The following is an 18448-nucleotide window of genomic DNA, read 5'->3' as shown; positions in this document are numbered from 1 at the left end:
ATGGCGTGAGAGCGATCTTTTCCTTCTCGAGACTCGGCGCGCTGCTGATCAAGGAATTCATCCAGATGCGGCGCGACCGCATCACCTTCGCCATGATGCTGGGCGTGCCGCTGATACAGCTGGTGCTGTTCGGCTATGCCATCAACAACGACCCGAAGAGCCTGCCGGCAGCACTCGTCGCGACCAGCAGCGATCCCTACACGCGGGCGATGGTCTCGGCGCTGCAGACCACCGGCTACTATCGCTTCGACCATGTGGCGCAAAGTGCGTCGCAAGCCGAGTTCCTGATGTCGCGCGGCGATGTCGCCTTCGTCGTCACCATCCCGGCCGATTTCGCGCGACGGGTGGAGCGCGGCGACAATCCGCAGATCCTGATCGAGGCGGACGCCACCGATCCGGCGGTGGCGAGCGGTGCCATCTCGACGCTGAGCACCGTCGCCGGCCAAGCGCTGCTGAGAGCGCAAGGCATGCAGGAAGCGGCGAAGGAGGCGGCGCGCGGTCAGCTCGATGTCGTCGTGCACCGGCGCTACAATCCGGAAGGCATCTCGCAATACAACATCGTTCCCGGCCTGCTCGGCGTCATCCTGCAGATGACCATGGTGATGATGACCTCGATCGCGCTGACGCGCGAGACCGAGCGCGGCACGATGGAAAACCTTTTGGCCATGCCGTCCAGCCCGCTCGAGATCATGCTGGGCAAGGTGCTGCCTTACCTGGTGGTCGGCGCGGTGCAGGTGGTGGTGGTGCTGGCAGCGGCGAAGCTCCTGTTTTCCATTCCCTTCATGGGATCGCTGTCGCTCCTGCTCTCGGCGGTGCTGGTTTTCGTGCTGGCGCTGGTGCTGCTTGGCTACACGATTTCGACGATCGCGCGCACGCAGATGCAGGCGCTGCAGCTCACCTTCTTCTTCTTCCTGCCCTCGATCATGCTGTCGGGCTTCATGTTCCCCTATCGCGGCATGCCGGGCTGGGCCCAGATCCTTGGCGAGATCTTTCCGCTGACGCATTTTTTGCGCATCACCCGCGCCGTCATGCTGAAGAGCGCGGAACTGCCGGCTGTGGCGACCGAGATCGGCTGGCTGGTGGTGTTCGTGGCGTTGTTTGCCGGCGTTGCGCTGGTGCGGTTCCGGCGGACGCTGGATTGAGCGGCGACTGACCGATCAGGCCGCCGCCGCCATGATCTCCGCGTAGGTGCCGAAATCGACATTGCCGCCGGAAAGCACCACCGCCACGCATTTGCCGGCGAGATCGATCTCGCCGGACGCGAGCGCCGCGAGCGCAACGCAGCCGCCGGGCTCGACCACCAGCTTCAAGTACGCCATGGCGTCGCGCATGGCTTGCGCCGTGGCCTTGTCCGAGACGGCGATGGCGCCGGCGAGGTTTTTGCGGTTGATCTCAAAGGTGATGGCACCGGGCTCGGCGGTCAGGATCGCATCGCAAATAGAGGTGTGGCCAGGCTCATTCGAGACCCGGTCACCCTCGGCGAGCGAGCGGCGCGTGTCGTCGAAATGCTCCGGCTCGACCGCCCAGACTTGCGTCTGTGCCGAGGCGTCCTTCACCGCGACGGAAATGCCGCTCGACAGACCCCCGCCGCCGCAGGGCACGACAACTGCGTCCAGGCTGACGCCCAGCGCCTTCACCTGGCGCACCAGCTCCAGCCCGATGGTGCCCTGGCCGGCAATGATGGCCGGATCGTCGAAAGGCGGCACCAGCGCCATGCCCTTCTCGATATAGGGGCGAACGATGGTCATGCGGTCGTCCTTGAAGCGGTCGAAAGGCACCACCTCGGCGCCCATCTTGCGCACATTGCCGACCTTGAGCGCCGGCGCGTCCGCGGGCATGGCAATGACCGCCCTGACGCCGAACATGGCGGCCGAAGCGGCGACGCCCTGCGCGTGATTGCCGGACGAAAAGGCGACGACGCCGCGGCTGCGCTCTTCTTCGCTTAAGCACGACAATTTGTTGTAGGCGCCGCGGATCTTGAAGGAACCGGTGCGCTGCAGCGTCTCCGGCTTGAACAGGATGCGGCCGCCATAGCGCTTGTCGAGCTCCGGCGATTCGATCAGCGGCGTTTCGACGATCAGCCCGGAAAGCCTGGCGGCAGCGGCGTGGATGTCGGAGATGCCGGGGAGGGCGGTCATGGTGGGCCTCGTGAGAATGATGCACATATGCTGCACGGAAAACGCCGCGGCGCGCCAACGAAAAAATGTGATGGAGACAATATTGGCGATGATAGCGTCGACGGCCGTCACCTTCGTCAGTCTCAGGCGGAGCAAGGAGCGAAGCGACGCGGGAATCCATGTCGGCACCTTCGCGATGCGGGCAGCCGAAGCAGAACGGACACTCTTCGCAGGGTCCTCCAGAGCGCGCTCTCGCTTCTGCATTCCGTGATAGCGCTCGCGGCGTCATCCTCGGGTCAAGCCCGAGGATGACGAAGCGAAGGGCGGCCGCTGCTCACCCCAGCAGCGCGCGCGTCCGCTTCTTGCCGCCGAGCTTGCGCCAGCTGTTGAAACGATGCGTGGCGGCAGCAAAAGAGATCTTCATCTGCTGGGCGACCGTGTAGCGCGACTTGCCGTCGTCGAACATGCGGTAGCAGCATTCGACGCCTTCCTCGGTCAGCTTGCCGTCCAGCGTCTTGTTGTGCGGATTGGCGGGGTCGAATTTTTCGGCCTGCTGCTCGACCAGGCCTTTGAGCCGCTGCAGGTCGGCCTCGATGCTGGCGACGAGATCGAGAACCGGCTTTGGATCGAATGCGTGCGGGGGCTTCTTGTCCGTCATCCCGTGTTTCCTTCGTTTTTGGCTAATGCGTTCCATATAGGTGAACATTCGGCAATAATGAAGGGTGCGAGCGGAAAGCTGGATCGACGAATTCTGCCTGTCCCGCGGCGTTCGCGATTGACCCTCGGCAAACGATTCCCTAGTTTAGAATCGTTCTAAACTAGGGTGATTTTCTCATGCTTTCCCGTGTTTTCGGCTTTGGCCGCCGCTCCTTCGATTCGCTGTCGGAGCAGGAAATCCTGGCGCTGGCGATTTCGTCGGAGGAGGACGACGGACGCATCTACCGGGCCTATGCCGACGGGCTGGCACAAGAGTTTCCGCAATCGGCCAAGGTGTTCGAGGCCATGGCGGAGGAGGAAGACGGCCACCGCGATTCCCTCATCGAGCTTCACCGCAAGCGCTTCGGCGAGCGCATCCCGCTGATCCGGCGCGAGCATGTGCGAGGCTACTACGAACGCAAGCCCGACTGGCTGGTGCGGCCGCTCGGCATCGAGCATGTGCGCCGTCAGGCCGAGGACATGGAGCGGCAGGCTTATCGCTTCTATGTCGAGGCGGCCAAGCGCACCACCGATGCGTCGACCCGGAAGCTGCTCGACGAGCTGGCGGCGGCGGAACTCGGCCACGAGAACTCCGCGCATGAACTCGAACAGGAGCACGTCCCGGGCGAGGTGAAGGAGGAGGAAGCGACAACCGAGCAGCGCCAGTTCATCCTCACCTATGTGCAGCCGGGGCTGGCCGGGCTGATGGACGGGTCGGTGTCGACCCTGGCGCCGATCTTCGCCGCCGCCTTCGCCACCCATGCAACCTTCCAGACCTTCCTCGTCGGCCTCGCCGCCTCGATCGGCGCCGGCATCTCGATGGGCTTCACCGAGGTGGCTTCCGACGACGGCAAACTTTCGGGGCGCGGCTCGCCGGTGAAGCGGGGGCTCACCGTCGGCATCATGACGACGCTGGGGGGACTCGGCCACGCGCTGCCCTATCTCATTCCCTATTTCTGGACGGCAACGATCGTTGCCGCGATCGTCGTGTTCTTCGAACTGTGGGCGATCGCCTTCATCCAGAACCGCTACATGCAGACGCCGTTCTGGCGCGCCGCCTTCCAGGTGGTGCTGGGCGGCGCGCTGGTGTTCGGAGCGGGTGTGCTGATCGGCAATGCGTGAGGGCCGACCCACCTTCTCCCCTTGCGGGAGAAGGTGTCGCCGAAGGCGACGGATGAGGGGTGTTCCAGGGAACGCCGACGTCTCACTCCGCTGGAACACCCCTCAACCGTCTCGGCGCTGCGCGCCGATCCACCTTCTCCCACAAGGGGAGAAGGGAGAGCCGCGTTTCACCCATTCACTATGCGGCTGTCTTCGGGCGCTTCAGCCCTTTCATTTAGCCCGTAATCGCGCACCACATGGGCGATGCGCAGACGATAGCCGGCAAAGATGCCGCCACGGCCGGCCTTCTGCGCCTGCCGGTGCTCCTCGGTGTTGCGCCAGGCCTTGACGGCTTCCTCGTCGCGCCAGAAGGACAGCGAGAGCACGCGCCTCGGATCGGTCAGGCTCTGGAAGCGCTCGACCGAGATGAAGCCATCGATGCCGTCGAGCAGGGGCTTGAGCTCGGCGGCGATGCCAAGATAGGCGTCACGTTTTCCCTCCGCCGGCTCGACTTCGAAGATGACGGCGATCATGCCTCTATCCCTTCTTTGACCGTTACGTCGGTGCGAAAGACCTGCCTCGGGCCATGCGGTGCCGAGACCAGTTTCAGGAAGATCCGGTCTTCCTTGAGAATGAATTTCTCGCGCCGCGCGAACTCATAGTTTGCCTTGCCGGCCGGGTCGGCGGCAAGCCGCGCGCGATAGGCTTCGTAGGCCGCGAGGTTCTCGATGTTGTAGGCCGCGTAAGCCGTGGTGGCCGAACGCTCATGCGGCGCGAAATAGCCGATCAGCTCGCGCCGCAGCGCGGAATGGCCTGACCCCAGGCGCGCGCATATTGCTCGAACGCGGCCTTGCCGAAAGGGTCGATCTCGTAGCGGATGAAGCAGGTGACGGTCATTTCGGTCTCCTCGTCGATTGGCTTACTGGGTCGGTGGGCTTGCTGGCGGCGACGGTTCGACCACGGTCGAAACATCGCTTCACCGGCTGTGCTAGACGTTCTGGTGTCAGCAGCGTTTGCCGAGCTCCTTGAGCTCGCCTGAGAATAGTGCTTCCCTCACGGGAATGCTTCGATGAGGATCGAACTATGCGTGAAGGACCCGATATCGCCCGCATCGCCAGCCTGGTCGGCGACCCGGCCCGCGCCAACATGCTCAACGCGCTGATGGGCGGCACGGCGCTGACCGCGTCGGAGCTGGCGCTTGAAGCCGGCGTGTCGCTGCCCACCGCGTCCTCGCATCTGTCCAAGCTGATGGACGGCGGGTTGCTGACGCTGGCGAGCCAGGGCCGGCATCGCTACTACGGCCTTGCCGGCCCGCAGGTGGCGGGCATGCTCGAGGCGATCATCGGCGTCGCCGAGGCGGTCGGCCCGAAGCGGGTGCTGCGCCAGGAGAACGAGATCAGGCTGTCGCCGTCAGCCATTTCGCATTTCGCCGCGCTCGGCATCGAGATCGACAGCAAAGCGAAGCGGCCGATCTGCCGCGCCTGCCTCGACTGGAGCGTGCGGCGCTCGCATCTGGCCGGCGCGCTGGGCGCCGCCATCCTCGACAAGGTCATCGTCAAAAAATGGGCGCGGCGCGACAAGGACAGCCGCGCCGTGGTGTTCTCGCCGAAGGGCAAGCAGGAGTTCGAGAGGGTATTTCTGGCGTGACGGACTGGCCGGCTCGGCTGTTGGCTAAGCCCGCTTGAGCGGTTTGCCCAGCTTGAAGAAATCCGCCCACGGATCGGCCTTCTTCAGCTGCTTTAGCGTCGTGGCGTCGCCGAGCGGAAACGCATTGGGCGGCAGGCCCTTCTCGATCTCCGGCCAGGTCACCGGCATCGACACCGTCGCGCCCTTCTTGGCGCGCGAGGAATAGGGCGCGACCGTGGTCGCGCCGCGGCCGTTGCGCAGATAGTCGACGAAGATCTTGCCGGTGCGCGCCTTCTTCGACAGCGTCGCCGTGTAGCGGTCGGGCGCGGCCTGCTCCAGGGCGCGGGCGAAATCATGGGCGAAGTCCTTCACCTCGTCCCATTCGGCGGAGGGCTTGAGCGGCACCAGCACGTGATAGCCCTTGCCGCCAGACGTCTTGACCAGCGTCGGCAGCGACAGGTCGTTCAGCTTGGCTCGGATATCGAGGGCGGCGGCACGCACCGCCTCGACCCCGATGCCCTCGTCCGGATCGAGGTCGAAGATGATCTGGTCCGGCTTTTCCAGTTCGTCGACGGTCGAGCCCCAGATATGAACCTCGACGACGCCGTATTGAACAAGGGCTGCAAGCCCGTCGAAATCCCTGATGAACAAGATCTCCTCGCCGTCGGTCGGATCGTTCATCCTGGCGATCTTGTCGCTCATGCCCGGTGAGGCATGTTTTTGGAAGAAGCGCTGGCCATGGATGCCGTCGGGCGCCCGCACAAGGCTGAGCGGCCGGTTGACGACGAATGGCTCAATTCGCGGCCAGACCAGGGCGTAGTGATCGAGGAGATCCTGCTTGGAGACCTTTTCGTCGGGCCACAGCAGCTTGTCGGGATGCGACAGCTTCACCGAGGTCTTCGCCGTTCCGGCCGAGGTTTTTGTCTCGGTCCTGCCGCTGCTCGCCTTTGCTCCGCTTTTTGTCTTGCCGTCGGCTTGCTTCGGCTTTTCCTGCACCACGTCCTCCGCCGGCTTGTCCTCGCGCAGCCCCTGGAACGAGGCGTGGCGGATTATATGGTCGGATGTCCAGCTGCGGAACTCCACTTCGCCGACAAGCTCGGGCTTGACCCAGACGAGGCCCTTGCCCTTCGGCACGGCGGCAGAAAAAGGCGACTTCGTCGTCCTGAGGCTGTCGAGTTTTTTCTTAAGGTCCGCAGCCACCTTGCCGGAAAAGCCGGTGCCGACGCGGCCGGCATAGTTGAGCTTGCCGCCTTCATGATAGCCGACCAGCAGCGAGCGCAGGCCGCGCCCGGTCTTGTCCGAGGGCAAGTAGCCGCCGATGACGAATTCCTGGCGCAGCGTGCACTTCGACTTGATCCAGGTGAGGCCGCGGCCGCTGCGATAGGGCGCGTCGGCACGTTTCGACACCACGCCTTCGAGACCCATGCGGCAGACATGCTGCAGCATGACGCTGCCTGGTTCCGCAAAATGATCGCTGAAGCGGACGGCGGATTGCTCCGACCGCTCGCCGAGCAGTTCGGCCAGCGCCTGCTTGCGCTCGACCAGCGGCTCGCGGCGAAGGTCCTCGCCATTGAGCCGCATCAGGTCGAAGACGTAGTAGATGAAGCGGTCGGTGCGACCGGCCGAGAGATCCGCCTGCAGCATGGCGAAGGAGGACACGCCGCTGTCGGCCAACACGACGATCTCGCCGTCGATGATGGCGTCGCGGCATTTCAGTCCGGCAAGCTCGGCCACGACCGGACCTTCGAACTTCTTCGTCCAGTCAAGGCCGGTGCGGGTCAGCAGCCGAACATCGCTGCCGGCGATCTGCGCCTGCATGCGGTAGCCGTCGAACTTCACCTCATGCACCCATTCCTCGCCGGAAGGCGCATTCTTTTCGAGCGTCGCCAGCTGCGGCTCGACGAATTCGAGGCGTGGGGATTTTGCCTTGCCTGCAGCCGGCTTGTTGGAATGCCAGACCCTTGGTTTGGCGCCCTTGGCCGTCTTGCCTTCGCCGATCTCCTCGATGGTCAAGCCCGACTTTACCGATTGCGGCGCCTCTACAAGTATGTCTTCACCAGGGCGGGCGGCGGCGTCATTGGATTTGATCAGCAGCCAGTTGTCGCGCTTTTCGCGCGGGCGCGGCTTCAGCCTGACCAGATGCCAGCGGCCGTTGAGCTTCTGGCCTTCGAGCTCGAAGTCGATATGGCCCTTCTTCATGCCCTTGGCCGGGTCGCCGTCGGGGATCCACCGGCCTTCGTCCCAGACGAGGACGGAACCGCCGCCATATTCGCCCTTCGGAATGGTGCCCTCGAAAGACGCATAGTCGATCGGGTGGTCCTCGACATGCACCGCCAGCCGCCTCTCGTGCGGGTCGAGACTCGGTCCGCGCGTGACCGCCCAGCTCCACAACACGCCATCATGCTCGAGCCGAAAGTCATAGTGGAGCCGCGTCGCGGCATGCTTCTGGACAACGAAGATGCCGCCGGCGTCGGTCTTCTTGCCGGGCGCGAGCTGGCCGGCCGGCTCCGATGTTTTCCGGAAATCGCGCTTGGCGTGGTATTGCTCGAGGCCGGCCATGACATCGTGCTCCTATGCGGATCTGCGCCTGGACGTAGACGCCACGGCGACCTCCCTGGCAGGCGGGTGCCATCGCAACGGCCAAGGCTCCGCTTCGGTTCCGGGCAGGCGAAAGGCCGGCGGCTGTCCGCCGGCCTTTCGGGCTCACAACTAGCTATTCGGCAGCCTGGAGGTTGACCTTGCTTTCCGCAATCTCGGTGAGCTTGCGATCTGTCGCCTCTTCTTCCTTGAGGTTCTTGGCCAGCACATTGGCGCAGTCGCTGCGGCCGAGCTGCTTGGCCCAGGCGATCAGCGTGCCGTAGCGCGTTATCTCGTAATGCTCGACGGCCTGAGCCGAGGCGATCAGCGCGGCATCGAGGACCTCCTTGTCCTCCACGTCGCCGCTCACGTCGTCAGCCTCCTCGAGGATGCCGTCGATGGCGGGGCAGTTGACGGTCTTGGCCTTGACGCCATGCAGCTCGAATACCTGCTCGACCCGTTCGATGTGGCCTTTGGTCTGCGCGAGATGCTTCTCGAAACCGGCTTTCAATTGCGAATCGGTCGCCTTGTCGATCATCTTCGGCAGCGATTTCTCGATCTGTTTTTCGGCATAATAGATGTCGCGCAGCGTGTGGACGAAGAGGTCGTCCAGCGTCTTGATGTCCTTCGAAAAGAAACCCATGGCGGTTGCCTTCCATGTCTGGTGTTGTCTGGAAGTTGCGCGGCCGGTCCGCCGCCAACGCGGCCGGGTTCGGCCCCGGCCTTGATCGATCAACGTCACCGCGCAGGGCAGGTTCCTGCCGGCGGACGACGCCGCACGGAAATTTCAAGCCACCTTCGATGCGTGAAACAGAAGCGCGCCCAAGCGACATAGAGACGAAACATATGTGATGCAAAAGTCACACGAGCCGGAAAGGCGACAAAACCCGTGGAAACACCGCGAATCAGCCGCATTCCGGCCACGATGCAACGCGTTTCGGACCAGAAATTAACATGGCGTTCACCGACTATTCACGCCTCGAGGCTATGATCCCCGCAATTCGGAAGGGACATCCGAAAACGGGACAGGGACAGGGAAAATGAACTTCTGGAACCACATCGCCGGCTATGCCGCCGCCATCCGCGAATTCGTCGCGCCGACCTATCGGCCCGAGCGCTATTACATGCGCGGCCCGGGCCCGGCCTGCGCACGCCGCGGCAACCAGCTCGGCATCGGCACGCACTGACCACGATGCTCGACAGCCGCCACAACAGCCGGATCTGCAAGCCGGTCGCCGACACCCGCGCCACGACCTATCGTGACGAGCGCCCCGCCGTCATCGACGGCAGGCGTGCGACAACGCCGCGACTTTGACGCCGCCGCCGGCTGGCTTAGTGTCCCCCTAGCTTAGTGCCTAGGGGCACAAGCAGCCGGGGCCGACATGACCGACCTGTCCGAACAGAAACGTCCCCTCCTCCCAGGCCAAGCTTACGATGCCCGCCAGCCGCTGCTCGTGTTCGACGGCGTCTGTGTGTTCTGCTCGGGCTTCGTCCAGATCGTCCTCAAGATCGACCGGAACAAACGCTTCCGCTTGGCCACCGCGCAATCGCCGCTCGGCGAGGCGCTGTTTCGTGAGCACGGCCTGCCGACCGAGGATTACGACAGCAACCTCGCCATCATCGACGGCGCCGCCTTCACGAAGCTCGACAGTTTCGTCGCCGTCATGGCGGCGCTCGGCTGGCCGTGGCGCGCCGCGAGATTGCTGCTCGTCCTGCCGCGGCCGCTGCGCGACTGGCTGTACGACCGCATCGCCAAGAACCGCTATGCGCTGTTCGGCCGCAAAGACAGCTGCGAGATCCCCTCCGCCGAGCTGCGGCAGCGGCTGATCAGTTGAGATCGGAGGGTCGGATGAAGCTTCTGATTGTCCGCGGTTACGGCACCTTCGGCGGACGCATCGTGCAGTTGCTGGAGAGCGAGCCGCGTCTGACCTTGCTCGTCGCGGGCCGCTCGCTCGCCAAGGCCGAGGCCTATTGCAAAGGACGAGGCGGTACCAAGGCCAGGCTCGTGCCGGTGATTTTCGATCGCGACGCGGATTTTATCGCGGCTGGCTCGAACCGGCGCAGGCTTCGAGCGCGACCGTATCCCCGGCCGTCCCCCCAAGCTCGCGACAGCCCTTGGCCGTGCACAAGGTCCAGCCTCCCCCGGTTGCGCCGGAGGCCGCGAGCACCAGCCGCGGCTGTGGCCCGATCCGTGGCGCATAGACCCACCATCCGTCCCGCAGCACCGAGCCTTCCGGCGGCTCCATGCCGGCGCCGGAGCCCTTGACGCGCGCTTCGACGACGCGCAGACCTGCCGGCGTCACCTTCCAATCCTCTTGCCAGCGCGTCCGTTCCACCGAATGCGTCCAGGACAAGGTAAAGGCGGCAACGGCAAGCGTCACCGTCTTGCCGGCTGCGAGGATGCACAGGCTCATGCAGGGCCGGCCGCGGATGCCTGGCGCGCGCGCCAGCAGTGCCAGCCGATCCAAAGCAGCGCCAGCGCCCAGCCGGTTTCGTCGGTGAGCGGCAGCGCCGCCACCAGAAGCACGCCGGCGGCAAAGGCGACAAGGCGCTCCCACCAGGCCATGCGGCGGGCGAGGAAGCCGACGGCGGCGGCGCCCCAGAGCACGATGCCCATGCAGGCTTTGGCGACGATGTAGGCGACCTCAACCGGATAGCCGAACGAAGCCGCGATCGGGCCTGCATCCTGCAGCATCAGCGCCGGCGTGTAGACGGCCATGAACGGCACGACGAAACCGGCGATGGCGAGCTTCGTCGCCTGGATGCCGATCTTCAGCCCGCTTTCCTTGGCCATGGGCGCCGCGGCGAAAGCGGCGAGCGCCACCGGTGGGGTGAGATCAGCCATGATGCCGAAATAGAAGACGAACATGTGGCTGACGATGAGCGGCACGCCGAGCGACAGCAGCGCCGGGCCGGCGAGCGAGGAGGTGATGATGTAGTTGGGGATGGTGGGGATGCCCATGCCGAGCACCAGGCAAGTGAGCATGGTGAGCACCAGCGACAGAAAAAGGTTGTTCTCGCCGATGGAGATGATCCAGCCGATGAAGGTCGAAGCGATGCCGGTCAGCGTCAGCGTGCCGATGACGATGCCGACGATGGCGCAGGCGATGCCGACCGGCAGCGCGTTCTTCGCCCCTTCGGCAAGCGAGTCGACGCAGATGCGCAGCGTCTCGCGACCGCCCTTGAAAGTGACGCAGGCGACAATGAGCGCCGCGATGACGAGGCCGAGGATGTTGACGCCGAAGCGCATGAAGGAGGCGGCGGCAAGGCCGAGCGCCAGCCAGAAGACGACGCGGAAGGCGAACGGTCCGATCAGCGCCGCCAGCGGCGTGCCGAGGATCAGCACGATGGTCAGCGCCAGGCCCATGGTGCCGGCGAAGATCGGCGTATAGCCGGCGAAGAGCAGGTAAACCAGCACGGCAAGCGGCAGCACCAGCGGCCAGTGCTGCCGCACCGCATCCCAGGGATTGGGCAGCTCAGACTTGGCCATGCCGTGCAGGCCGGCCTTGCCCGCCTCCAGATGCACCTGCCAGAAACAGGCGCCGAAATAGAGCAACGCCGGAATGATCGCCGCCTTCACCACCCCGGCGTAAGGGACGTTCAGCGTCTCGGCCATGATGAAGGCGACCGCGCCCATCACCGGCGGCATGATCTGGCCGCCCATCGAGGACGTTGCCTCGACGGCGCCGGCGAAGGCCGAGCGGAAGCCGAAGCGCTTCATCAGCGGAATGGTGAACTGGCCGCTCGCCACGACATTGGCGACGCCCGAACCGGAGATGGTGCCCATCAACGCCGAGGAGAGCACGCAGACCTGGGCCGGACCGCCGCGCCAGGAGCCGACCAGGCCAAGCGCGAAATCGTTGAACAGCGCGATCATGCCGGCGCGTTCGAGGAAGGCGGCGAAGACGACGAAGATGAAGATGTAAGCCGCCGAGACATAGACCGGCGTGCCGTATATGCCTTCGGTGCCGAAGGCGAAGGTGTCGACGAGCTGGGCGAAATCGTAGCCGCGATGGATGAAGGGCGGCGGCAGGTGATTGCCGACGAAGCAATAGGCGAGGAAGATGAAGGCGATCACCGCGAGCGGCAGCCCCATCAGCCGCCTTGCCGCTTCGAAGACGAGCACCACCAGCAGCGTGCCGACGATCAGGTCCGGCGTGGTGAGGAAGCCGGAGCGGCGGATGAGGTCGGCGTAGAAGACCCAGTTGTAGAGGCCGGTGCCGAAGCCGAGCGCGCCGAGCGTCCAGAACGCGGCCTTCGCCGCTACGCCGGTGGCGCGCAGGTTGGCGATCAGGCCGAAGCCGAGCAGCAGCAGGAAGCCGACATGCATGGCGCGCACCACCTGGCTGGGCAGGCTGCCATAGGCGGCGATGTAGATCTGGAAAACGGAGAAGGCGACGGCAAGCAGGAAGGCCGCCTTGCCGGCGATGCCGCCGCCGAAGCCCGGCGGCAGGCCTTCGACCTGTTCTTCGGCGACAGGGAGATGAAAAGTGGTCGAATTGCCGTCGGTCGTTGTTCCAGACGTTGCTTTGCTCATCCGACGCGCTCCATAGCAGACTGCCGCGCCATCCTCGCTTACTTGATCAGCCCTTTTTCCTTGTAATATTTCTCCGCGCCGGGATGCAGCGGCACCGGCATGCCGTCCAGCGCCTTGGCCGGATCGATCGCCTTGGCGGCGGCATGGGCGGCGGCGAGCTGGTCGAGATGCTCGAACATCAGCTTGGTCATCTGATAGGCGGTCTCGTCGGAAACATCGGCCCGGGTGACAAGGAAATTGCCGACCGCGGCGGTGGCGACATCCTCGGTCTGGCCCTCATAGGTGCCCTTGGGAATGATCACCGAAAGATAGGGCGAGCCGATCTTGGCGACGTCCTCGGCCGGCACGGCGACGACGTTGATCGGCACCGAAGTTGCGAGATCGCGGATCGAGGCGACGCCCAGGCCCGCCGATTGCAGCGTGGCGTCGAGCTGCCGGTTCTTGATCAACTCGACCGACTCTGCGAATGGCAGGTACTCGACCCGTCCAAGATCCTCATACTTCAGCCCGGCGGCAGCGAAGATGGCGCGGGCGTTGAGCTCGGTGCCGGAGGCGGGCGCGCCGACCGACAGGCTCTTGCCCTTGAGGTCGGCGAGGGTCTTGATGCCGGACTCCTTGCTGGCGACGATCTGAATATAGTTCGGATAGATGGCGGCTATGCCGCGCAGCTTGTCGAGCTTGCCGGGGAAGCCGGCTTCGGTGTTGCCTTCGGCGGCGAGCTTGACGGAATCGCCGAGCGCGAAGGCAATCTCGCCCTTGCCCTGCTGCAGCAGGTTGAGGTTCTCGACCGATGCCTTGGTTGCCTGCACCTGGGTGCGGGCGCCTTCGATGCCCTTGCCGTAGATTTCCGACAGCGCGACGCCGAGGGGATAGTAGACGCCCGACGTGCCGCCGGTCAGCACGGTGATGAATTCCTGTGCCCCGGCCGACATGGCGCCGAGGCCGAGCGACAATGCCAAAGCGCCGGCGGCAACAAATTTCGTCCTGAAATCGAGCATTTTGTTTCCTCCTCCTGATGGTCGCGCCGCGCCGCCTCTGCCGGCGCGAAGCTGGGAGTTTAGACAGGAGACGCCAAATGCCAACCCGCAATTGCAGCCATTAGACGAACGATCGAGGGGTGGCGAAAGCGCCGGCTTGCGCTCGATTGCTTTGGAGGCGAAAGATTTTCGCGGCGCCTGTCGAAATCGGCCGTGGCCGCACGACATAGGTCGGCCCGCGACGACGCGGCCTTCGAGAAAACGGAGAAGACCATGCGATACATGCTTTTGATCTACAATGACGAAGCGGCAATGGCGAATGCGCCGCGCGACAAGACCGAACAGACGCTTGCCGCCTACGGTGCCTATACCGAAGCCTTGAAGAAGTCCGGCGCGTACCTCGCCGGCGAAAGGCTGCGTCCGACCCAGGCGGCCACTTCGATACGGCTCGCCGACGGCAAGACCAATGTGCTCGACGGTCCCTATGCCGACACAAAGGAACAGCTTGCCGGCTTCTACATGATCGAAGCGACCGACATCGACACCGCTATGGAATGGGGCGCGCGCTGCCCGGCAGCCAGCACCGGCACGGTCGAGGTGCGGCCGATCTGGGAAATGACCGACTACCGGTCCTAGCAATATGGACAAGCGCCCGGAGACGGCGCGGGCGGCGGCCGAGGCGGCCGCCCGGCAGAGCTACGGCAAGCTGGTTGCCTATCTCGCTGCTCGCATGCGCGACGTTGCCGGCGCCGAGGACGCGCTGGCCGACGCGTTCGCCGCCGCACTGGAGCGCTGGCCGAAGAGCGGCGTGCCCGAAAAGCCGGAGGCCTGGCTGCTGGCGGTGGCGCGCCGCCGCGACGTCGACGCCGTGCGGCGGCGGCTGACCGGCGAGGCGGCCCGCGGCCACCTGCAGCTGATTGCCGAAGAGGCGGAGGCGCGCATGACGCACGAGGATTTGCCCGACGAGCGGCTGAGGCTGATGTTTGCCTGCGCACATCCGGCGATCGAGGCCAGCGTACGCGCGCCGCTGATCCTGCAGACCGTGCTTGGCTTCGACGCCGCAACCATCGCCTCGGCCTTTCTGGTCTCGCCGACGACGATGGGCCAGCGCCTGGTGCGCGCCAAGAGCCGCATCCGCGAGGCCGCCATCCCCTTCCGGGTACCGGAGCGGGCCGAGCTCGGCGAGCGGCTCGAGGCGGTGCTGGAAGCGATTTACGCCACCTTCGCCGAGGGCTGGTCGGATCCGGCCGGCACCGAGACGCGCCGGCGCAACCTGGCCACGGAAGGCATCTGGCTCGGCCGGCTGGTCGCGTCGCTGATCCCGGACGAGCCGGAAACGCTCGGGCTCCTGGCGCTGATGCTTTTCGCCGAAGCGCGGCGCACGGCGCGGCGCAGTCCCGACGGCGACTTCGTGCCGCTGGCTGAGCACGACGTGGCGCTTTGGGACGACAAGCTGATCGACGAGGCGGAAGCGCTGCTCAGGCGCGCCGCGATCAGGGGAACCATCGGCCGCTACCAATTGGAGGCTGCGGTCCAGTCGGCGCACACGGCAAGGCGGCGGAGCGGCCGCACCGACTGGGCCGCGATCCGCCAGCTTTACGACGCGCTGATGGCGATTGCCGGTTCGCCGGTGGTGGCGATCAACCGCGCTGTCGCGATCGCCGAAGCCGAGGGCGCAGCCGAGGGTCTTGCCGCGCTCGACGAGATCGGCGGCGACAAGCGGGTTGGCGACTACCAGCCTTATTGGGCGGCGCGGGCCGAGCTCTTAGCCAGGCTCGGCAGGACGGCCGAGGCCGCCGAGGCTTATGGGCGGGCGATCGGCCTCGAGCGCGATCCGGCCTTGCGCCATTTCCTGCAGGCCGAGCGGGGGAAGCTGGTCCGCAACTGAGGCGAGACGGCGGTTCCAGCAACTAGTCCTGCGGCCACATCTCATGAGAAAGGTTCAGTTTCCGCATGATCGCATGCTGGCGCAACTTGCCCCACAGCCGTTCGATGTTCGGCCAGGCCACGCGAGCGCTCTTGGTGTCGGGATGCCAGGCCACCAGCATCACGAGATAGATGTCGACCAGCGAAAGTTCCTCACCGGCCAGCCACTCACGGCCGGCGAGCGCGCTATCGAGAATGGCAAAGCCGCGATCCATTTCCGCGATAGCCGCCTCCTTGACCACCTGCACGCTATCGGCGTCGGCCGTGTAGCGGTGGGGGTAATAGAGCCTCAGGATCGCGGGATAGAGCGCCGACGACATGAAGGCCATCCAGCGCAGGAAATCGGCGCGCGCCGGCGAGCCCGCTTGCGGCGCCAGATGCGCTTCTGGATGACGCTCGGCGAGCAGGATGCAGATCGCCGCCGATTCCGTCATCGACCGGCCGTCGGGCAATGTCAGCGCCGGCACCTGGTTCAACGGGCTGATGGCGAGGAAAGCCGGATCGGGCGGATCCTTCTTCGGCACGTCGATCTGCCGGAAAGGCGCGCCGGCCATAGCCAAGGCCGCCTCGACGACGAAGCCGCCGCTGCCGGGACGCGTGTAAAGCTTGTACATAAAATCCTCCCGCCGGCCGATTCGAGGCCGGCGGCGATTTGAACCGGAAGCGGCGCCTTCCTCAAGCCGGGCTCCGCTTGCCACAGACGCTTTTTGAGCGATCCAGCTTGCATCATCCCGGGAGTGCCGCTTGTCTGCAAGCTCTTGAGATTGGCTGTGGCGTTCCCGACTTGGTCATCCACGTGCGAGCAACGAGCTGCGCGACGCGCGCAGACCCGAGGATCAATCCCGTGACGTCCCCACGTCACAAGCTTTGCGGGTCTTTCTGCGGAGGAGCAGCGGCTCCGTTAATCTCGGATAAGACAGGTGGTATCCATTCTGGACCGTGGCATTTCCTGGCCACGGTCACGGCGTGGATCCCAGGATCGACGCGACGGAGTTTCGCTCCTGCTTCGCCCTGGGACTACGACCGTGAGGGGCTGAAGCCATTCCTCGAGGGATGAGCGCCTAGGCCCCCAGCCCGTCGAACAGGATCGTCGAGAGATAGCGCTCGGCGAAGGACGGAATGACGACGACGAGGTTCTTGTCCTTGTTTTCCGGCCGCGAGCCGACGACGATCGCCGCCTGCAGCGCGGCACCCGACGATATGCCGACCGGCACGCCTTCGAGGCGGGCGACGAGGCGCGCATTGGCGACCGAATCCTCGTTCGAGACCCTGACGATCTCATCATAGATCGTCGTGTCGAGGATCTTGGGCGCGAAGCCGGCGCCGATGCCTTGAATCTTGTGCGGGCCGGGCTGGCCGCCGGAGAGCACCGGCGAGGCTTCCGGCTCGACTGCCACCACATGCAGCGAAGGCTTGCGCTTCTTCAGCACCTGGCCGACGCCGGTGATGGTGCCGCCGGTGCCGATGCCGGCCACGAAGATGTCGACCTCGCCATTGGTGTCGTTCCAGACCTCCTCCGCCGTGGTGCGGCGGTGGATTTCCGGATTGGCCGGGTTCTCGAACTGCTGCGGGATGATGGCGTTGGGCAGCGTCGCGGCAAGCTCGTCGGCCTTGGCGATGGCGCCCTTCATGCCTTTCGGGCCTTCGGTGAGCACCAATTCGGCACCGAGCAGCGCCAGCATCTTGCGACGTTCGACCGACATTGTCTCCGGCATGGTGAGGATCAGCTTGTAACCCTTGGCGGCGGCGGCGAAGGCCAGCGCGATGCCGGTGTTGCCGGAGGTCGGCTCGATCAGCGTGGTCTTGCCCGGCGCGATCTTGCCGCCCTCCTCCAGCGCCTCGATCATCGAGACACCGATGCGGTCCTTGACCGAGGCGATCGGGTTGAAGAATTCGAGCTTGGCCAGCACGTTGGCGACGATGCCCTTCTCCTTGGCGAACTTATCCAGCCGCACCAGTGGCGTGTCCCCAATCGTCTCGGTGATCGAGTTGAAGATGCGGCCGCGGCCGGGGACGCGCGCGGAGGTGACGGGCTTGTTCATTGGTTTCGCTCCCAAGGCAAAGGCATAGGCAAACAGAATAAGGCTTTCAGCCGCGCAAGATAGGCTGCTCGCCGAAAATATCCGAGTGGGGCGGCTGCTGAAACCTCCCCGCGCCGGAAATGCATTTTCCGGATCGCCCGTTTTGGGGATGCTTTCCCCGAAATGGGGGCCGGTTGAGAATGCAGCCTATTGACGGGCCGCAATGGCGGCTGCCGCTCCCATCATGAAGCCGGCGGCGGTGCGGTTCAGCACCTTGAGCGCGCGCGGCGATCTCAGGAACCAGCGCGCCTTCGCAGCCAGCGCCAGATAGGGGACCAGCACCACGAACAGGACGACAACGGTAAGCGCGACAAGGATGCCGTAGTCGGCCGGCGTGATCGTTTTCAGGTCGACGATGGTCGGCGTGATGGCGAGATAGAAGATCATCGTCTTCGGGTTGCCGAGCGTCACCGTCAGCCCGGCGATGAAGCTCGACGCCAGGCCGCTCTTGCTCTTCCGCGCCTCGACCGTTTCGGGCGAGATGCCGCTCGTCCAGAAGCGCCAGGCAAGGAAGGCGAGATAAGCGACGCCCGCCCATTTGATGGCGAGAAACACCATGCCGAAGGTCTGGGCGACGAAGGCGAGGCCGAGCACGACGGCGGTGAGGTAGGTAATGTCGCCGAGCATGAGACCGAACGACATAGCGAGCGACGAACGGAAGCCGGAGCCGAGCGCGCGGGCAACAAGCGCCGTCACGCCGGGACCCGGAATGGCGGCGGCGACGCCGAGGGCGGCGCTGTAGGCGAGAAATCCTGTCAGTGTCATGGTTTGAACCCAGCGCTATCCCGGGATCGGGATCCAGAGCGGCAG

18 protein-coding genes and 1 pseudogene are annotated in these 18448 nt (G+C 65.1%); 7 read left to right on the top strand and 12 right to left on the bottom strand.

The genetic code is table 11. From position 1 onward, the window contains the following. The first annotated feature begins 5 nt into the window (after window positions 1–5). Entirely contained in the window at window positions 6–1142 is a 1137-nt protein-coding gene (locus tag P9228_RS01760) for an ABC transporter permease (protein WP_067003310.1), read from the top strand. 15 nt (window positions 1143–1157) lie between these two features. On the opposite strand, the gene P9228_RS01755 is transcribed toward P9228_RS01760, so the two are convergent. After that, window positions 1158–2138: a threonine/serine dehydratase gene (locus tag P9228_RS01755; RefSeq protein ID WP_278052056.1), complete on the bottom strand. Its 981-nt coding sequence runs from the start codon at window positions 2136–2138 to the stop codon at window positions 1158–1160. A gap of 313 nt (window positions 2139–2451) precedes the next feature. Then, window positions 2452–2775: a hypothetical protein gene (locus P9228_RS01750; protein WP_278052054.1), complete on the bottom strand. Its 324-nt coding sequence runs from the start codon at window positions 2773–2775 to the stop codon at window positions 2452–2454. Between the two features lie 176 nt (window positions 2776–2951). Here P9228_RS01750 and mbfA point away from each other — a divergent pair, with 176 nt between their 5' ends. After that, window positions 2952–3935: an iron exporter MbfA gene (gene mbfA, locus P9228_RS01745; RefSeq protein ID WP_067003167.1), complete on the top strand. Its 984-nt coding sequence runs from the start codon at window positions 2952–2954 to the stop codon at window positions 3933–3935. A 167-nt stretch (window positions 3936–4102) separates the two neighbouring features. Here mbfA and P9228_RS01740 read toward each other — a convergent pair whose 3' ends face one another. Together P9228_RS01740 and P9228_RS01735 are read right to left on the bottom strand one after the other, a co-directional pair. Beyond that, a complete protein-coding gene (locus tag P9228_RS01740) occupies window positions 4103–4447 on the bottom strand; it encodes an antibiotic biosynthesis monooxygenase (RefSeq protein ID WP_067003170.1) in 345 nt (114 codons plus the stop codon). Beyond that, window positions 4444–4811 (bottom strand): annotated as a pseudogene (locus tag P9228_RS01735) (NIPSNAP family protein). Before P9228_RS01735 ends, P9228_RS01740 begins: the two are co-directional and overlap by 4 nt. Before the next feature lie 186 nt (window positions 4812–4997). On the opposite strand from P9228_RS01735, the gene P9228_RS01730 reads away from it, so the two are divergent. Continuing rightward, a complete protein-coding gene (locus P9228_RS01730) occupies window positions 4998–5561 on the top strand; it encodes a helix-turn-helix transcriptional regulator (protein WP_278052045.1) in 564 nt (187 codons plus the stop codon). Window positions 5562–5585: 24 nt separating this feature from the next. Here the strand turns inward: P9228_RS01730 and ligD are convergent, their stop codons facing one another. Further along, window positions 5586–8099 (bottom strand): DNA ligase D, encoded by a 2514-nt coding sequence (gene ligD, locus P9228_RS01725; RefSeq protein WP_278052044.1) that lies wholly within the window; start codon window positions 8097–8099, stop codon window positions 5586–5588. Window positions 8100–8253: 154 nt separating this feature from the next. Further along, entirely contained in the window at window positions 8254–8760 is a 507-nt protein-coding gene (locus tag P9228_RS01720; RefSeq protein ID WP_067003177.1) for a ferritin-like domain-containing protein, read from the bottom strand. Between the two features lie 397 nt (window positions 8761–9157). On the opposite strand from P9228_RS01720, the gene P9228_RS01715 reads away from it, so the two are divergent. Then, on the top strand, window positions 9158–9304 hold the full coding sequence (locus P9228_RS01715; protein ID WP_082953820.1) for a hypothetical protein: 147 nt from the start codon (window positions 9158–9160) through the stop codon (window positions 9302–9304). A 195-nt stretch (window positions 9305–9499) separates the two neighbouring features. Next, the gene (locus P9228_RS01710) at window positions 9500–9952 is read left to right on the top strand and encodes a DCC1-like thiol-disulfide oxidoreductase family protein (RefSeq protein WP_095799522.1); all 453 of its coding nucleotides are present in this window, start codon (window positions 9500–9502) and stop codon (window positions 9950–9952) included. A gap of 201 nt (window positions 9953–10153) precedes the next feature. Here P9228_RS01710 and P9228_RS01705 read toward each other — a convergent pair whose 3' ends face one another. From P9228_RS01705 to P9228_RS01695, 3 genes are read right to left on the bottom strand one after another with little or no spacing between them, the layout of a single operon-like run. After that, window positions 10154–10531 carry a DUF1850 domain-containing protein gene (locus P9228_RS01705; RefSeq protein ID WP_127216016.1) on the bottom strand — a complete coding sequence of 126 codons (378 nt, stop codon included), beginning with the start codon at window positions 10529–10531 and terminating at the stop codon, window positions 10154–10156. Continuing rightward, entirely contained in the window at window positions 10528–12654 is a 2127-nt protein-coding gene (locus P9228_RS01700; protein WP_278052035.1) for a TRAP transporter permease, read from the bottom strand. The genes P9228_RS01705 and P9228_RS01700 overlap by 4 nt, the downstream gene beginning before the upstream one ends. Window positions 12655–12692: 38 nt before the next feature. Further along, window positions 12693–13652, bottom strand: a complete 960-nt coding sequence (locus tag P9228_RS01695; RefSeq protein WP_067003186.1) for a TAXI family TRAP transporter solute-binding subunit — start codon at window positions 13650–13652, stop codon at window positions 12693–12695. 252 nt (window positions 13653–13904) lie between these two features. Between P9228_RS01695 and P9228_RS01690 the strand changes: the two genes are divergently transcribed. After that, entirely contained in the window at window positions 13905–14267 is a 363-nt protein-coding gene (locus P9228_RS01690; protein WP_067003312.1) for a YciI family protein, read from the top strand. 4 nt (window positions 14268–14271) lie between these two features. Further along, window positions 14272–15519: a DUF6596 domain-containing protein gene (locus P9228_RS01685; protein WP_278052029.1), complete on the top strand. Its 1248-nt coding sequence runs from the start codon at window positions 14272–14274 to the stop codon at window positions 15517–15519. Between the two features lie 22 nt (window positions 15520–15541). On the opposite strand, the gene P9228_RS01680 is transcribed toward P9228_RS01685, so the two are convergent. The 3 genes from P9228_RS01680 to P9228_RS01670 form a co-directional block, all read right to left on the bottom strand. Next, a complete protein-coding gene (locus P9228_RS01680) occupies window positions 15542–16171 on the bottom strand; it encodes a glutathione S-transferase family protein (protein ID WP_127241324.1) in 630 nt (209 codons plus the stop codon). Window positions 16172–16618: 447 nt separating this feature from the next. Then, entirely contained in the window at window positions 16619–17599 is a 981-nt protein-coding gene (gene cysK, locus P9228_RS01675) for a cysteine synthase A (protein WP_278052025.1), read from the bottom strand. Between the two features lie 186 nt (window positions 17600–17785). Further along, window positions 17786–18403, bottom strand: a complete 618-nt coding sequence (locus P9228_RS01670) for a LysE family translocator (protein ID WP_095799527.1) — start codon at window positions 18401–18403, stop codon at window positions 17786–17788. Between the last annotated feature and the right edge of the window lie 45 nt (window positions 18404–18448).

It is taken from the genome of Mesorhizobium sp. WSM4898, assembly GCF_029625845.1.
In the GTDB taxonomy this organism is placed as follows: domain Bacteria; phylum Pseudomonadota; class Alphaproteobacteria; order Rhizobiales; family Rhizobiaceae; genus Mesorhizobium.
This window is presented reverse-complemented; position numbering and strand designations above follow the sequence as displayed.

What these genes read in the sequence shown, in the direction of transcription:
- P9228_RS01755 (WP_278052056.1), bottom strand. Translation starts at nt 2,138, where the DNA reads ATGACCGCCCTCCCCGGCATCTCCGACATCCACGCCGCTGCCGCCAGG.
- P9228_RS01750 (WP_278052054.1), bottom strand. Translation starts at nt 2,775, where the DNA reads ATGACGGACAAGAAGCCCCCGCACGCATTCGATCCAAAGCCGGTTCTC.
- mbfA (WP_067003167.1), top strand. Translation starts at nt 2,952, where the DNA reads ATGCTTTCCCGTGTTTTCGGCTTTGGCCGCCGCTCCTTCGATTCGCTG.
- P9228_RS01740 (WP_067003170.1), bottom strand. Translation starts at nt 4,447, where the DNA reads ATGATCGCCGTCATCTTCGAAGTCGAGCCGGCGGAGGGAAAACGTGAC.
- P9228_RS01730 (WP_278052045.1), top strand. Translation starts at nt 4,998, where the DNA reads ATGCGTGAAGGACCCGATATCGCCCGCATCGCCAGCCTGGTCGGCGAC.
- ligD (WP_278052044.1), bottom strand. Translation starts at nt 8,099, where the DNA reads ATGGCCGGCCTCGAGCAATACCACGCCAAGCGCGATTTCCGGAAAACA.
- P9228_RS01720 (WP_067003177.1), bottom strand. Translation starts at nt 8,760, where the DNA reads ATGGGTTTCTTTTCGAAGGACATCAAGACGCTGGACGACCTCTTCGTC.
- P9228_RS01715 (WP_082953820.1), top strand. Translation starts at nt 9,158, where the DNA reads ATGAACTTCTGGAACCACATCGCCGGCTATGCCGCCGCCATCCGCGAA.
- P9228_RS01710 (WP_095799522.1), top strand. Translation starts at nt 9,500, where the DNA reads ATGACCGACCTGTCCGAACAGAAACGTCCCCTCCTCCCAGGCCAAGCT.
- P9228_RS01705 (WP_127216016.1), bottom strand. Translation starts at nt 10,531, where the DNA reads ATGAGCCTGTGCATCCTCGCAGCCGGCAAGACGGTGACGCTTGCCGTT.
- P9228_RS01700 (WP_278052035.1), bottom strand. Translation starts at nt 12,654, where the DNA reads ATGAGCAAAGCAACGTCTGGAACAACGACCGACGGCAATTCGACCACT.
- P9228_RS01695 (WP_067003186.1), bottom strand. Translation starts at nt 13,652, where the DNA reads ATGCTCGATTTCAGGACGAAATTTGTTGCCGCCGGCGCTTTGGCATTG.
- P9228_RS01690 (WP_067003312.1), top strand. Translation starts at nt 13,905, where the DNA reads ATGCGATACATGCTTTTGATCTACAATGACGAAGCGGCAATGGCGAAT.
- P9228_RS01685 (WP_278052029.1), top strand. Translation starts at nt 14,272, where the DNA reads ATGGACAAGCGCCCGGAGACGGCGCGGGCGGCGGCCGAGGCGGCCGCC.
- P9228_RS01680 (WP_127241324.1), bottom strand. Translation starts at nt 16,171, where the DNA reads ATGTACAAGCTTTACACGCGTCCCGGCAGCGGCGGCTTCGTCGTCGAG.
- cysK (WP_278052025.1), bottom strand. Translation starts at nt 17,599, where the DNA reads ATGAACAAGCCCGTCACCTCCGCGCGCGTCCCCGGCCGCGGCCGCATC.
- P9228_RS01670 (WP_095799527.1), bottom strand. Translation starts at nt 18,403, where the DNA reads ATGACACTGACAGGATTTCTCGCCTACAGCGCCGCCCTCGGCGTCGCC.